The organism is Lysobacter sp. P5_B12, from assembly GCF_056400425.1.
This window is the reverse complement of the sequence record NZ_JBFULG010000002.1, coordinates 212,755-226,071: the sequence shown is the minus strand read 5'-3', so window position 1 is coordinate 226,071 and position 13,317 is coordinate 212,755. Positions and strand designations below refer to the sequence as shown.

Sequence of the window (13,317 nt, the reverse complement as noted above, 5' to 3'; positions counted from 1 at the left end):
CAGCAAAGGACCTGCGCCCATTCCTGCCCTTTTTCGCGGCGGGCAGGTAGGCTGGCGCGCATGCCGACCGCTCGCTCCCGCGTGGTGCCCGCCAACGAATATCGCCGCGAGCGCTGGCGCAACGGCGCGGGCTGGACGCGCGAGATCGCGGCCGAACCCGCGCACGGCGAATGGGCGTGGCGGCTGTCGATCGCTGAGATCGAACAGGACGCGCCGTTCTCGCGCTTCGAAGGCATCGATCGCGAAATCGTGTTGCTCTCGGGCAACGGGGTTGCGCTGCATTTCGACGATGGCAGCGTGCATGCGCTGGAGCCGCCGCACGGGCGGCATCGATTCGCGGGCGAGGCCAATGTCTCGGGCGTGTTGATCGACGGCGCGACGCAGGACTTCAACCTGATGTGGCGGCGCGATGCGATCGATGCGCAACTTTGGCATCGGCCGCTCGTGGGCCCGATGGTGATCTTCGCCGACCCCGGCACGACCTGGGCCGTGCATTTGCTCGCGGGGCAGGCGCGGTTCGCGGACGACTCGGGCTTGCCATCGCTCGCTGCGGGCGACACTGCGCTACTGCAGGCGGGTGATACGCGCTTGCGGCACGTGCTCGATGGTGGTGGCGAGGTATTGCTCGCGCAACTGCGGCCGCGCGCGTCGGTGCCCGCTGCTTAAAACAACGCCGGTACCAGCACGACCAGCATCACCACGAACGAAACGCCGAGCACGCTGACGACCAGTTCCTTCGCGTTGCGGCCGCGCGCCCACATCCAGATGCCCGACAGCCCGAGCAGCAACATCGCGATGGCGAAGCTGTCGGCGAGGATCGTCCAGCCGATGCCGCCGCCGACGGCCTTGTGCAATCGGTTGAGCGAGGCGAGCGTGTCGTTGCGCGTGTGCTTCACCTCGGCGGTCGGCTTGCCGGGCATGTATTCCATCGACCACGCGTCCTTCGCGGTGCCGCCGGACAAAGTCCACTTCGGTGCGTCGGCCTTCTTTGCTTCTCCGCCCTTCGCACCTTCCTTGCCACCGCCGGGCGGTGCCTTGCGGATGACCTGCGCATCCAGGCCCTGCGTGGCGCGCAGCCACAAGGACAAGGCTTCCGGCGAGGTCTGCGCCGCCACGGGAACCTGCAGCGTCACGCGCGCCTTCTCGTCGCTCTTGCCCTGCGGCCATGCGCCATCGCCGAAACGATGGTTCATGACCAGCCCGGTGAAGCCGTAGATCACCGCCGCCAGCGCGCCCCACGCGCCGATCCACAGGTGCAGCTGGCGGATCCAGCGGTAGGTGGATGCGGAGCGTCGGACGGGCAGGGCGGCGGTTGCGTTCATCGGGTTGTCTTTGTCAGAAGTCGTAGCGGATGCTGAGGGTCGCCGCGCGCGGCGAGCCCGGCATGATGTTGTTGTCGCTGTTCGCCGTCACTGCATATTCCTTGTCGAAGAGGTTTTCGACATTGAGCTGCAGCGACAGGTGTTCGCTGGCGTCGAAGAAGACGGCCGCGTCGTAGCGCGTGTAGCTCCGCAGGGTCACCAGGTTGCTGATGTTCGCGAAGATTTCGTCGCGGTACTGCGCGCCGAAGCCGAGGCCCCAACGTTCGGACACGTCGAAGCGATTCCACAGCGAGAAGGTGTTTTCCGGAAGCTGCGCCAGGCGCTTGCCGGTGTCGGCGCCGGCGAGGATCTCACCGTCCTGCCATGCATACGCGCCCGTGACGTGCCACCACTCGGTCACCGAACCCGCCAGCCCGAGTTCGACGCCCTTGGCGCGCTGGCCGTCGACGAGCATCGAGGTCGTCGCGTCGATCGGCACGATGACGTTCGAGCGGTCGAGGCGGTAGACCGCCGCGGTCACCGCCAGGCGCGGGTTGATGTCCCACTTCGCGCCGAGCTCGTAGTTGGTGAATTCTTCGGGATCGAGCGCCTGGTTGGTGACGTTGAGCGAGGAGAGCTGGTCGCCCGAACGCGGCTGGTAGGCCACGCTGTAGCTGGCGTACAGCGACATCGCTTCGACCGGCTTGTAGACCAGGCCGGCGCGCGGCGACCACAGGTTGTCGGTGGCGTTGAGGTCGCGCGCGGGGTTGCCGGCGGCCAGGCGATTGTTGGTGTAGTCGACGTCGAAGCGGTCGAAGCGCAGGCCGAGGATCGCCTGCCAGTGATCGCTCAGTTCAATCTGGTCCTGCACGTACAACGCGGCGGTGTTGGCGATGCTGTGGTTGTCGGCGTCGGTCGCGGACGGGCGGAAGTTGATCGGACCCTCGTAGCGCGGGTAGGACAGCGGCACGTTGACCGACGTCGCGTTGGAACCCGGCGCGCCGAAGTAGCCGGTTTCGCGATGGTTGTCGGTGTCCTGGTGCCCGAACTCGGCGCCGGCGAGCAGGGTGTGCTGCACGCTGCCGGTCGTGGCCTTCCAGATCAGGTCGGTCTGGTTGAAGAAGTTCTTGCGCGTGGTGGCGTTGTTGTAAGCGTTGATCGCGACTTCGGTGCGCGTCGAATTGACTGGGCCGGGGAAGATGTTCTGGTAGAACTTGTCGTAGTCGGCGACGCGCGTGCGATTGCGCAGCATGGCGCCGCCGCTGAAGCTGTGTTCGACGAGTGCCGTGAACGCGTCGACATCGGCGGTCACGTCGCTGCGGTTCGGGTCGCCGAAGGAGGTGGACGGATCGACGTCCAGCGGCGTGCGGCGGCCGTTGTAGGCGGCGGGCTCTGAAGGCACGCCGCGATCGGCGACGCGTTCGTCTTCGAAGTGCTCGTACGAGAGCACGATGTCGGTGGATGCGCCGGCCGAGAAGCCGATCGTCGGATTCAGGCCCCAGCGGCGGACGTTGAAGTCGTCGCGGTAGCTTTCGGAATCCTCGAACATGCCGTTGATGCGGAAGTCGACGTTCTCGTTGATCGACTGGCCGAAGTCGGCGGCGACGCGGCGCTTGTTCCAGCTGCCGAACTGCGCGGAGATCTCGCGCACGGTCTTGCCGTCGGGCTGCTTGGTCACGCGGTTGACCACGCCGCCGGAACCGCCGCGACCGAAGATCATCGCGTTCGGGCCTTTGAGCACTTCGACGCTGTCGATGTTGTAGAGATCGCGGATGTACTGCACGTCGTCGCGCATGCCGTCGACGAACATGTCGCCGGTGGTGCTGCTGCCGCGGAAGACCAGCGTGTCGCGATTGCCTTCGCCCTGCGCGACGCCCACGCCCGGCACGAAGCGGATGACGTCGGTCAGGCTGGTCATCGCCTGGTCTTCGATCAGTTGCTTGGGGATGACGGTGATCGACTGCGGGGTATCGCGCAGCAGGGTCGGCGTCTTGGTGGCGGTCGACGACTCGGGCACGACGTAGTCGTCGCGCTTGCCCACGACTTCGACCGTGTCCAGTTCGCGCGTCTTGCGCTGCGCGTCGCCGTCGGCGGCGTGGGCGGGGGTGGCGATGGCGAACGCAAGCGCGAGCGCAAGCGGCGTCGCGCGGAAAGCGGCGTGGGGCATGACGTCCTCAAGATTGTCGGTGCGGCGTGGGGCCGCGGCGGCCGCCATGTTAAATGCGAGCGATTCGCAAATGCAAATGGTTTGCATCGAGCGCCGACCGGCGGCGCTGTCGCCGCGCCTGCCTCAGGTGTCGTCGCGAGTCCAGACGGCCCCGTCTTCGACCTTCACCGGGTACTTGCGGACGGGCGCATAGGCGGGTGCGTTGAGCGCGCGGCCGTCGCGCACGTCGAACTTCGAACCGTGCAGCACGCACTCGATCGTCGCCTCTTCGCCGTCGTAGGGGCCGGAAGAGAGATCGAAGTCTTCGTGCGAACAACGGTCTTCGAGTGCGTAGTAATCGCCGTCGTAGTTGAAGACGACGATGGGCGTGTCGCCGTCCCACGCGACTTTCGATTCGCCGGGCAACAGCTCCGACGTCGCGCATACGCGCACCCAAGTCACAACGCCTTCTCCATGAGCTCAAAGCGCAGGTCGTCGCGCAGCGGAATGCCGAAGCGCGGATCGCCGTAGGGGAAGGGTTTCTTGATGCCGGTGCGGACGTAGCCGCGACGCTCGTAGAAGGCGATCAGCTCATCGCGGATGTCGATGACCGTCATGCGCATTTTGGGCAGCGCCCAGTCTTCGCGCACGATGCGTTCGGCTTCGGCGAGCACCGCCTTGCCGATGCCGCCGCCCTGGATGCCGGGCTGCACGGAGAACATGCCGAAATATCCGGCATCGCCGTCTTCGCACACGTGCGCGCAGGCGAGCATCGCGCCGTCGCGTTCGGCGACGAGCACGCGACTGCGCGGGCGCACGATGTCGAGCCGGAGCACGTCGGCATCGATGCGCGCACCATCGAGGAAGTCGGCTTCGGTCGTCCAGCCTTCGCGGCTCGCATCGCCGCGATAGGCCGACGTGACGAGCGCGACGAGTGCATCGACGTCGCCGACGCCCGCCGCGCGGAATTGCAGTTCGCCCATGTGCTGCGCAGACCCTTGGATCACGGGCGCACAGTCTAGCCGAGCAGGCGCCGCACCTTGCGCAGGGCGGCTGCGAAGGCTTCGATTTCCGCGTGCGTGTTGTAGAAGGCGAGCGACGCCCGGCAGGTGGCCGGCACGCCGAAGAACGCCATCAGCGGATGCGCGCAATGGTGGCCCGACCGGACCGCGACGCCTTCGAGGTCGAGCAGGGTGGCCAGGTCGTGCGCGTGCGCACCTTCGACGAGGAAGGACACCACCGCCGCCTTGCGCTCTGCCGTACCGATGATGCGCACGCCGTCGATGGCGCGCATCTCATCGGTCAGGTGCGCCAGCAGCGCGGCTTCGCGCGCGGCGATCGCCTCCATGCCGATGCCGTCGAGATACGCCACCGCGGCCCCGAGCCCGATGTGGCCGGCGACGTTCGGCGTCCCCGCTTCGAAACGATGCGGCGGATCGCTGAAGACCGTGCCTTCGAAGCGCACTTCCCTGATCATTTCGCCGCCGCCGAGGAAGGGCGGCATCGCGGCCAGCAATTCGCGGCGCGCCCACAAGGCGCCGGTGCCCGTGGGCCCGCACATCTTGTGGCCGGTGAGGGCGTAGAAGTCGCACCCGATCGCGGCGATGTCTACCGCCATGTGCGGCAGCGCCTGCGAGCCGTCGACGATGGTCGTGATCCCGCGCCTGCGCGCCTCGCGGCAGATCTCGGCGACGGGGTTGATCGTGCCCAGCACGTTCGAAACGTGCGCCACGCCAAGCAGCTTCACTTCGGGCGTCATCGCCGCATACAGCGCGTCGAGATCGAGCGAGCCATCCGGATGCAGGTCGGCCACGCGGATCGTGGCGCCCGTGCGTTCGCAGACCAGCTGCCACGGCACGATGTTCGCGTGGTGTTCCATGCGCGTGAGCAGCACGACATCGCCCGGCTTCAAGCGCGGCAAGCCCCACGAATACGCGACCAGGTTGATGGCGAAGGTCGTGCCGCTGGTGAGGACCAGGTCTTCGCTGGCGACGTTGAGATGCTTCGCCAAGGCCTTGCGCGTGCCTTCATAGGCTTCCGTCGCTTCGCTGCCGAGCGTGTGCACGGCGCGGCTCACGTTCGCATTGTGGCGGCGGTAGAAGTCATCGACGGTGTCGATCACCGACGCCGGCTTCTGTCCGGTGTTGGCAGAATCGAAATAGATCAGCGGCTTGCCGTGGACTTCGCGGCGCAACAGCGGGAAGTCCGCGCGGACGCGATCCCAGTCGACGTCGACGATGGCTTCGAAGGTGCTCATGCGGCGCCCTCCAGTTCGGCGAGGGCGCGATCGAGCGCGCGCTCGGCGAACGGACGCAGCGATGCATCGAGCTCGACCAGGACATCGCGACAGAACGCAGCCGTGAGCAGACGGCGCGCATCGCTTTCGGGCAAGCCACGCGAACGCAGGTAGAACAGCGCCGTCGGATCGAGCCCGCCGACCGATGCGCCGTGCGCGGCCTGCACTTCGTCGGCGTGGATTTCGAGCACGGGCTGCGCATCGATCTCCGCGTTCTCGCTGAGCAGCAGGTTGCGGCTCGACAAGGTGGCATTGCTGCCATCGGCGCCCGCGCGGATCAGGATGCCGCCGTGCAACACGGCGCGACTGCGATCCGCGGCGAGCCCACGCCACTTCAGATTGCAGCGCGTATCGCCGGCGACGTGGTCGATGTTCAGGCGGGTGTCGATGTGGCGACGGCCRCTGCCCAACAGCGCGCCATCGGCCTGGACGCTCGCATTCGTACCGAGCAGCCGGCAACCGAATTCGTGGCGCGACAAGCCGCCGCCGAGTTCGAGGTCGATGCGGCGATAGCGGGCATCGGCTTCGAGTGAAGCATCGGTGCGCGCGAACAAGGTTGCGCCGACCGATTCGTCCTGCACGCGCACGTGCGTCAATGCCGCGCCGCGCGCGACGCGAACAGTCGCGATGCTGTTGGACAAGTGCGAATGCGCGCCGGCCGCGAGGTGATGTTCGACGATGCGCACGCAAGCGCCGTCGGCGACATCGATCGCATGCCGCATGTGCCACGCCTGGTCCTGCGCGGCGGCAGCGCCGACGAACACGAGGTGCAAAGGCGCATCGACCTGCGCGTTGGCGGCCACGCGGAGGATCGCGCCGGTGTTCGCCAACGCGACATTGAGCGAGGCGAACACGCGATCCGGCCCGCCGACATCGACCGGCTCGGCGATCGAGCCCGCTTCCAGCGACACGCCACTCGGAAGTTCGCCCAGCGACGAGAGCGCCGCATCGAACAGACCATTGACGAACGCGAGGCGCGGCCCGTCGATTCCCGCGAGCAAGGCGGCATCGACGGTGCCCGCGGCGGCAGGCGCGAACACGCGCCGCTCCAGCGCCCGCAACGACGTGTACTTCCACGCTTCACTGCGCGGCTTCGGCAAGCCGTCGCGCAATGCGGCATCGAGCGTCGCGCGACGTGCGTCGTCGCCTTCGAATCCCCGCGCCAACGATTCCAGCAACGCGCTCATCAGGCCGCGGCCTCCGGCGCCTTGCGATCGGCGATCCACGAATAGCCATGCGCCTCGAGTTCGAGCGCCAGTTCAGGACCACCGCTTTCGACGATGCGCCCGTCGGCGAGTACGTGCACCACGTCGGGCTTGATGTAATCGAGCAGGCGCTGGTAATGCGTGATCACGAGGAACGCGCGATCGGGCGAACGCAACGCGTTGACGCCGTCGGCGACGTTGCGCAGCGCATCGATGTCCAGGCCCGAGTCGGTCTCGTCGAGGATCGCCAGCTTGGGCTCCAGCACCGCGAGCTGGAAGATCTCGTTGCGCTTCTTCTCGCCGCCGCTGAAGCCTTCGTTGACGCCGCGATGCAGCAGCTCGTCCTTCAGGTGCAGCACGGCGAGCTTTTCGCGCACCAGCTTGAGGAATTGCATGGAGTCCAGTTCGGGCTCGCCGCGCGCCTTGCGCTGCGCGTTGAGCGCAGAGCGCAGGAAGTAGGTGTTGTTCACGCCCGGGATTTCGACCGGATACTGGAACGCGAGGAAGATGCCCGCGGCGGCGCGTTCTTCGGGTTCCTGCGACAACAGGTCGCGGCCTTCGAACAGCACCGTGCCTTCGACGATGTCGTACCCCTCGCGCCCCGCGAGCACGTTGCCCAGCGTGGACTTGCCCGCGCCGTTGGGGCCCATGATCGCGTGGACCTGGCCCGGCGCGACGTCCAGCGAGAGGCCCTTGAGGATGTCGCGCCCGGCGACGCGGACGCGGAGGTTGTCGATCTTCAACATGTGTGGGGATTTCCTGGTTGTCAGCCGACGGCGCCTTCGAGCGAAACCTCGAGGAGCTTCTTGGCTTCCACCGCGAACTCCATCGGCAGTTCGCGGAACACGCTCTTGCAGAAGCCGTCGACGATCATCGAAACGGCGTCTTCTTCGGAAATGCCGCGGCTGCGGCAGTAGAACAGCTGGTCGTCGCTGATCTTGGAGGTCGTCGCTTCGTGCTCGACGATCGCGGTGGGATGCTTCACTTCGATGTAGGGATACGTGTGCGCGCCGCACTTCTTGCCGATCAGCAAGGAATCGCACTGCGTATGGTTGCGCGCGCCCTGCGCGCTGCGCTCCACCTTGACCAGGCCGCGATACGCGTTCTGCCCGCGGCCGGCGCTGATGCCCTTGCTGACGATCTTCGACTTGGTGCGCTTGCCGACGTGGATCATCTTGGTGCCGGTGTCGGCCTGCTGGCGATGATGCGTCAGCGCGACACTGTGGAATTCGCCGACCGAGTCGTCGCCGAGCAGCACGCAGCTCGGGTATTTCCAGGTGATCGCCGAGCCGGTCTCGACCTGCGTCCACGAGACCTTGGATCGCGCGCCACGGCATTCGGCGCGCTTGGTCACGAAGTTGTAGATGCCGCCGCGGCCTTCCTCGTCGCCGGGATACCAGTTCTGCACGGTGCTGTACTTGATCTCCGCATCTTCCAGCGCGACGAGTTCGACCACCGCCGCGTGCAGCTGGTTTTCATCGCGCATCGGCGCCGTGCAACCTTCCAGGTAGGACACGTAGCTCTTGTCTTCGGCGATGATCAGCGTGCGTTCGAACTGCCCGGTGTTCACCGCGTTGATGCGGAAGTAGGTGCTCAGTTCCATCGGGCAACGCACGCCCTTGGGAATGAACACGAAGCTGCCGTCGGAAAACACGGCCGAATTGAGCGCGGCGAAATAGTTGTCGCCGGTCGGCACGACGCTGCCCAGGTACTGCTGCACGAGCTGCGGATGTTCGCGGATCGCCTCGGACATCGAGCAGAAGATGATGCCCTTCTCGGCCAGTTCCTTGCGGAAGGTGGTGCCGACGGAGACCGAGTCGAACACCGCATCCACCGCCACGCCCGCGAGCTTGGCGCGTTCGTGCAGCGGCACGCCGAGCTTCTCGTACGTATCGAGCAGTTCCTGCGGCACTTCATCCAGCGATGCGTACTTGGCCTTCGGCGCGGAGTAGTAACTGATCGCCTGGAAATCGATCGGCGCGATGTCGAGCTTCGCCCAGTTGGGCATCGGCATCGTCAGCCAGTGGCGATACGCGGCCAGGCGCCATTCCATCATCCATTGCGGTTCTTCCTTCTTCGCAGAGAGGAAGCGGATGGTGTCTTCCGACAGGCCCGGCGGCAGTGCGTCGGATTCGATGTCGGTGACGAAGCCGGCGTCGTAGCGACGACCCAGCTGTTCGAGGATTTCGGCGTTGCTTTCGTGGTTCATGGTCAAACGGTCGCCAGGGTGGCGGGAATCGAACGGCGCGGTTCGACGGGGGCGGGGCCGAGCATGTCGGCGAGCGTGACCGCGCGCAGCGCGTGCGCGACGACGTCGTTGATGCGGCGCCAGTTCGCACGCACCCCGCAGGAGGATTCGATGCCGCAATTGCTCGCGTGCAGGCTGCACTCGGTCATGCCGAGCGGGCCTTCCATTGCTTCGACGATTTCGACCAGCGAAATCGCGTGCGCTTCGCGCGCGAGGCGATAGCCGCCGTGCGCACCGCGGAAGCCGGCGACCAGGCCCGCCTGCGCAAGCGGCTTGAGCAGCTTGGCGACGGTGGTGACTTCCAGGCCCGCGCGCTCGGCAAGCTCGGCCGCGCTGTGCACCCGATCGGGCGCAGCGGCGAGCACGGTCAGGACGACCGTGGCGTAGTCGGTGAGTTTCGTGACCCGCAGCATGGGCAGGGCGACCTGTAAAACGGACTGAAATTGTACGTTTTACCGGCCGCCGGGAAAACTCCCTTCGCCGCGAAGGCAGCTCCCTACCCTGCGAATGCAGGGGAGGGTTGGGGAGGGGTTCAGCCTTTTCGAGTCGATTTAGCCCGCAGAAGCAGGCTTGGCCTGATCTTCGGCCCCCGCAGGCGGCGGCGGGAAATTGAACTCGACGTAGGGAACAGGCGGCTTCTGCCCCGGCGGAAGGTAGGCCGGTGCAGGCTCGCCGCCCACCCCCAGCGACTTCACGAAGCGCAGGATCGCCAGGCGATCCTGCTCGCTCATGTCGCGCACGGCGAAGTCGGGCATCGGCGGGCGGGTGTGCAGCGTGCTCGTGTAGGCCAGCCACTTCGCGTCGTCCATGTCGGCGACCTTCAGGCGCAGGTTGGCGGGGTAGGTCGTACCCCAAGGGCCGGTCCAGCCGACCGGCGTCCCCACGAGCCATTGCGACTTCGGCACCTTGCCGCCGCTTTGCGGATAACCCGGCGTGTGGCAATCGTTGCAGCCGCCGATGCGCACCAGATAGTCGCCGCGTTCGATCAATTGCGCATCGGTCAGCGCGGCCGGGGTGGTCGCGACATTCGGCGTGACGACGGCGGCATCGGCCTTCGCTTCGTTCGCCGCGGGCTTGCACGCGCCCAGCGCGACGACGAGGGCGGCGGGAATCATGAGGATCGAAACGCGCATGGGTCGGGATCGCCACTTGGATGGAACCGGGGAATACGCACGGCGCGCGCGCGAACGGCCACGAAGATGGCGACTTCACCCGCAAAGCCCCACAATCCGCATCTTTCCTCGTTCGGATGCCTGCATGTCCCGCAAGATCGTCGCCCGTCGTTCGCAGATCCACGGCAACGGCGTGTTCGCCGTGGCCGCCCTCAAGAAGGGCGAGCGCCTGATCGAATACAAGGGCCAGCGGCGCACCCACGAAGAAGTCGACAACGACACCACCGGCGACGTGGAGAGCGGCCACACCTTCCTCTTCACCCTCAACGACGAGTACGTGATCGACGCCAACCACGGCGGCGGCACCGCGCGCTGGATCAACCACAGTTGCGATCCCAACTGCGAAGCCGTGCTCGAAGAAGCCGACGGCAAGGACCGTCGCAAGGACCGCGTGTTCATCGAAGCCATCCGCGCCATCAAGCCGGGCGACGAGTTGACCTACGACTACGGCATCACGCTGGACGAGCCCCACACCGCGCGCCTGAAGAAGATCTGGGCCTGCCACTGCGGGTCGAAGAAGTGCACGGGAACCATGCTCAAGCCCAAGCGCTGAGCCACCCCTTCCGGGCGTGATGCCCGGACTAGGCAAAAGGTTTGCATGACTCTCGGGACGCGGCGCGCGCGTCCCGCGTGAATAGCCTGCGCGCATCTTCCCCCGACCCGGACGTCCTTTCCCATGCGCAGCCGCTTGACCGCCGCGACCTTGACCGCCGCCATCCTGTTTGCGCTTTCCGGACAGGCCCTGGCCATTACGGTCGACGGCAAGATCGATCCGGCCGAATGGCAGGGCGCGCAACACATCACCGATTTCCGCATCACGCAGCCGCTCACCGGCGCGCCGGGTTCGCAGCCCACCGAAGCCTGGGTGCTCGCCACGCCCGAAGGCCTGGCGATCGGTTTCCGCAACACGCAGCCCTCGAGCATCCCGCGCAATCGGCAGAAGATCCGCCGCGACGAGCAGGCGCAGGTCGACCGCAACAACCTGATGATCGATTTCGACGGCGACGGGCGCACCGGCTACAACTTCATGGTGTCCTCGACCGACGGCATCAACGATGCGGTCATCACCAACCAGAACCAGTTCTCCACCGACTGGGACGGCAACTGGCAACACGCCGCCAGCGAAGACGAGAACGGTTGGTCGAGCGAAATGCTGATCCCCTGGTACATCGCGCCGATGGCCAAGGGCAAGGACGGCAAGCGCACGTTCCGCATCTATCTCGATCGCGTGATCGGCAGCACTGGTGAACGCAGCGCCTGGCCGGCGGCGAGTTTCGAGCGCCCGCGCTTCCTCTCCGACTTCACGCCGATTCAATTGCCCGTCTACAACCAGGCGCTGATCGCGATCACGCCCTACGTCTCGGGCGTGTACGACAACGTCGCCAAGGACCAGAATTTCGACACGGGCGCGGACATCTTCTGGAAGCCCAACGGCCAGTTCCAGTTGACCGCCACGCTCAACCCGGACTTCGGCCAGGTCGAGAGCGACGACATCGTCGTCAACTTCAGCGCGAACGAAACCTTCTTCAGCGACAAGCGCCCGTTCTTCACCGAGAACCAGGGCCCGTTCGAATTCACCACGCCCTCCGACTTCAGCCAGCTCGTCTACACCCGCCGCGTAGGCGGCAACGCCGACGACGGCAGCGGCGCGGGCGACATCACCGCGGCGGTGAAGGCCAACGGCAGCTTCGGTGCCACCAAGTACGGCGTGTTGATCGCCGATGAAGCGGACGAGGCCGGCCGCAGGTTCACCGCGCTGCGCCTGTCGCACGACTTCGCCACGCAGAACGTCGGCATGATGGTCACGCAGGTCGATCGCCCGTATTTCGATCGCACGGCGACGGTGGTCGGCTTCGACCAGAACTGGCGCCCGAACCAGAAGTGGAACATCCAGAACCGCCTGATCTTCAGCGACATCGACGAAGGCGTGGCCGGCAGCCCGGACTGGGGCCACGAAGGCAAGGGCGACGGGTTCACCACCATCATCGATTACGAGATGTCCAATGGCTGGCGCCAGCAGTTGCTCGGCATGCATTTCAGCAACGACCTGGAAATCAACGACTTCGGTTTCCTCTCGCGCCCCGACCTGAACTACCTGCACTACGAGCTCAAGCACCGCATCACCGACATGCCGAAGGATTCGGCGTATTCCTCGCACGATTGGCGCTGGCGCATCGGCGGCTCGAACGACGACTCGGGCCTGGACCTGCAGCGCCAGTTCCGCATGAGCGTTTCCAGCCAGCTGCGCGACGGCGGCAACGACTACGCGCAGATCAACATCAACAGCGACGGCCACGACGACCGCATCCTGCGCGGCAACGGCATCCTGAAAACGCCGTCCAACTTCAACGCCTTCGCCGAAAAGAACTGGCCGCGCAACGGCGCATGGGCCTTCTACGCCAACTTCGGCGCCAACAACAGCGGCATCGGCGATGCGAACAACGAGCGCCACATCGGCTGGAACACGCAGTTCCAACCGACCTACTTCGTCAACGACGACCTGAGCCTGTACACCACGCTCTACGTCGAGCGCACGCCGCAGTGGATGATCTGGTCGGGCGACAACCTGCTCGGTACCTTCGACGAACGCGCACAGCAGCTCGACTTCGGCGTGAACTGGAACTTCGCCGGCACCCAGGAACTGCGCGTCAAGATGCAGGCGCTCGGCCTGGATTCGAACCTGCGCCAGGCGTGGCGCGCTTCGGCCGACGGCACGCCGGTGCCGACCAACGATCCGATCAACGATTTCAGCCTCAGCAACCTGGGCTTCCAGGTGCGCTATCGCTGGGAGTTCAAGCCGCTGTCCTATCTGTACGTCGTGTACGGCCGCGGCGGCGACTTGTTCAACGAGTATTCGGTGAATGCGCGCGATTCGCTCAACGACGCGTTCTCGCTGCGCGACGACGAACAGCTCGTGGTGAAGCTCAGTTACCGCTTCGAGCTGTAAGG

Annotated in this window: 13 protein-coding genes; 3 read left to right on the top strand and 10 right to left on the bottom strand. The window is 66.0% G+C overall.

Annotation, left to right across the window (positions count from 1 at the left end):
• The first annotated feature begins 60 nt into the window (after window positions 1-60).
• Window positions 61-666 carry a HutD/Ves family protein gene (locus AC1DOM_RS04440; protein WP_498960631.1) on the top strand — a complete coding sequence of 202 codons (606 nt, stop codon included), beginning with the start codon at window positions 61-63 and terminating at the stop codon, window positions 664-666.
• On the opposite strand, the gene AC1DOM_RS04435 is transcribed toward AC1DOM_RS04440, so the two are convergent.
• From AC1DOM_RS04435 to AC1DOM_RS04390, 10 genes are all read right to left on the bottom strand, one after another.
• A complete protein-coding gene (locus AC1DOM_RS04435; RefSeq protein WP_498960629.1) occupies window positions 663-1,322 on the bottom strand; it encodes a PepSY-associated TM helix domain-containing protein in 660 nt (219 codons plus the stop codon). The genes AC1DOM_RS04440 and AC1DOM_RS04435 overlap by 4 nt on opposite strands.
• Window positions 1,323-1,335: 13 nt before the next feature.
• Window positions 1,336-3,468: a TonB-dependent receptor gene (locus tag AC1DOM_RS04430; RefSeq protein ID WP_498960627.1), complete on the bottom strand. Its 2,133-nt coding sequence runs from the start codon at window positions 3,466-3,468 to the stop codon at window positions 1,336-1,338.
• Between the two features lie 123 nt (window positions 3,469-3,591).
• Entirely contained in the window at window positions 3,592-3,909 is a 318-nt protein-coding gene (locus AC1DOM_RS04425; protein ID WP_498960625.1) for a Rieske (2Fe-2S) protein, read from the bottom strand.
• Complete coding sequence (locus tag AC1DOM_RS04420) at window positions 3,906-4,430, bottom strand: GNAT family N-acetyltransferase (protein ID WP_498961267.1); 525 nt, start codon at window positions 4,428-4,430, stop codon at window positions 3,906-3,908. The genes AC1DOM_RS04425 and AC1DOM_RS04420 overlap by 4 nt, the downstream gene beginning before the upstream one ends.
• Window positions 4,431-4,465: 35 nt before the next feature.
• Window positions 4,466-5,704, bottom strand: coding sequence for a cysteine desulfurase (locus AC1DOM_RS04415; protein WP_498960623.1), 1,239 nt, complete (start codon window positions 5,702-5,704; stop codon window positions 4,466-4,468).
• Window positions 5,701-6,930, bottom strand: a complete 1,230-nt coding sequence (gene sufD, locus AC1DOM_RS04410) for a Fe-S cluster assembly protein SufD (protein WP_498960621.1) — start codon at window positions 6,928-6,930, stop codon at window positions 5,701-5,703. Before sufD ends, AC1DOM_RS04415 begins: the two co-directional genes overlap by 4 nt.
• The gene (gene sufC / locus AC1DOM_RS04405; RefSeq protein WP_498960619.1) at window positions 6,930-7,694 is read right to left on the bottom strand and encodes a Fe-S cluster assembly ATPase SufC; all 765 of its coding nucleotides are present in this window, start codon (window positions 7,692-7,694) and stop codon (window positions 6,930-6,932) included. Before sufC ends, sufD begins: the two co-directional genes overlap by 1 nt.
• A 20-nt stretch (window positions 7,695-7,714) precedes the next feature.
• Window positions 7,715-9,157, bottom strand: a complete 1,443-nt coding sequence (gene sufB, locus AC1DOM_RS04400; protein WP_498960617.1) for a Fe-S cluster assembly protein SufB — start codon at window positions 9,155-9,157, stop codon at window positions 7,715-7,717.
• A gap of 2 nt (window positions 9,158-9,159) precedes the next feature.
• The gene (locus AC1DOM_RS04395) at window positions 9,160-9,609 is read right to left on the bottom strand and encodes an SUF system Fe-S cluster assembly regulator (RefSeq protein WP_498960615.1); all 450 of its coding nucleotides are present in this window, start codon (window positions 9,607-9,609) and stop codon (window positions 9,160-9,162) included.
• A 138-nt stretch (window positions 9,610-9,747) separates the two neighbouring features.
• Window positions 9,748-10,329 carry a cytochrome C gene (locus AC1DOM_RS04390; protein ID WP_498960613.1) on the bottom strand — a complete coding sequence of 194 codons (582 nt, stop codon included), beginning with the start codon at window positions 10,327-10,329 and terminating at the stop codon, window positions 9,748-9,750.
• Window positions 10,330-10,453: 124 nt separating this feature from the next.
• On the opposite strand from AC1DOM_RS04390, the gene AC1DOM_RS04385 reads away from it, so the two are divergent.
• The gene (locus AC1DOM_RS04385; protein ID WP_498960611.1) at window positions 10,454-10,921 is read left to right on the top strand and encodes an SET domain-containing protein; all 468 of its coding nucleotides are present in this window, start codon (window positions 10,454-10,456) and stop codon (window positions 10,919-10,921) included.
• A gap of 123 nt (window positions 10,922-11,044) precedes the next feature.
• On the top strand, window positions 11,045-13,315 hold the full coding sequence (locus AC1DOM_RS04380; protein ID WP_498960609.1) for a DUF5916 domain-containing protein: 2,271 nt from the start codon (window positions 11,045-11,047) through the stop codon (window positions 13,313-13,315).
• The last annotated feature ends 2 nt before the right edge of the window (window positions 13,316-13,317 follow it).

Coding starts and splice junctions, on each gene's coding strand:
- sufC (WP_498960619.1), bottom strand. CDS start 7,694: ATGTTGAAGATCGACAACCTCCGCGTCCGCGTCGCCGGGCGCGACATC.
- AC1DOM_RS04385 (WP_498960611.1), top strand. CDS start 10,454: ATGTCCCGCAAGATCGTCGCCCGTCGTTCGCAGATCCACGGCAACGGC.
- AC1DOM_RS04440 (WP_498960631.1), top strand. CDS start 61: ATGCCGACCGCTCGCTCCCGCGTGGTGCCCGCCAACGAATATCGCCGC.
- AC1DOM_RS04380 (WP_498960609.1), top strand. CDS start 11,045: ATGCGCAGCCGCTTGACCGCCGCGACCTTGACCGCCGCCATCCTGTTT.
- AC1DOM_RS04420 (WP_498961267.1), bottom strand. CDS start 4,430: ATGGGCGAACTGCAATTCCGCGCGGCGGGCGTCGGCGACGTCGATGCA.
- AC1DOM_RS04415 (WP_498960623.1), bottom strand. CDS start 5,704: ATGAGCACCTTCGAAGCCATCGTCGACGTCGACTGGGATCGCGTCCGC.
- AC1DOM_RS04430 (WP_498960627.1), bottom strand. CDS start 3,468: ATGCCCCACGCCGCTTTCCGCGCGACGCCGCTTGCGCTCGCGCTTGCG.
- AC1DOM_RS04390 (WP_498960613.1), bottom strand. CDS start 10,329: ATGCGCGTTTCGATCCTCATGATTCCCGCCGCCCTCGTCGTCGCGCTG.
- AC1DOM_RS04395 (WP_498960615.1), bottom strand. CDS start 9,609: ATGCTGCGGGTCACGAAACTCACCGACTACGCCACGGTCGTCCTGACC.
- AC1DOM_RS04435 (WP_498960629.1), bottom strand. CDS start 1,322: ATGAACGCAACCGCCGCCCTGCCCGTCCGACGCTCCGCATCCACCTAC.
- sufB (WP_498960617.1), bottom strand. CDS start 9,157: ATGAACCACGAAAGCAACGCCGAAATCCTCGAACAGCTGGGTCGTCGC.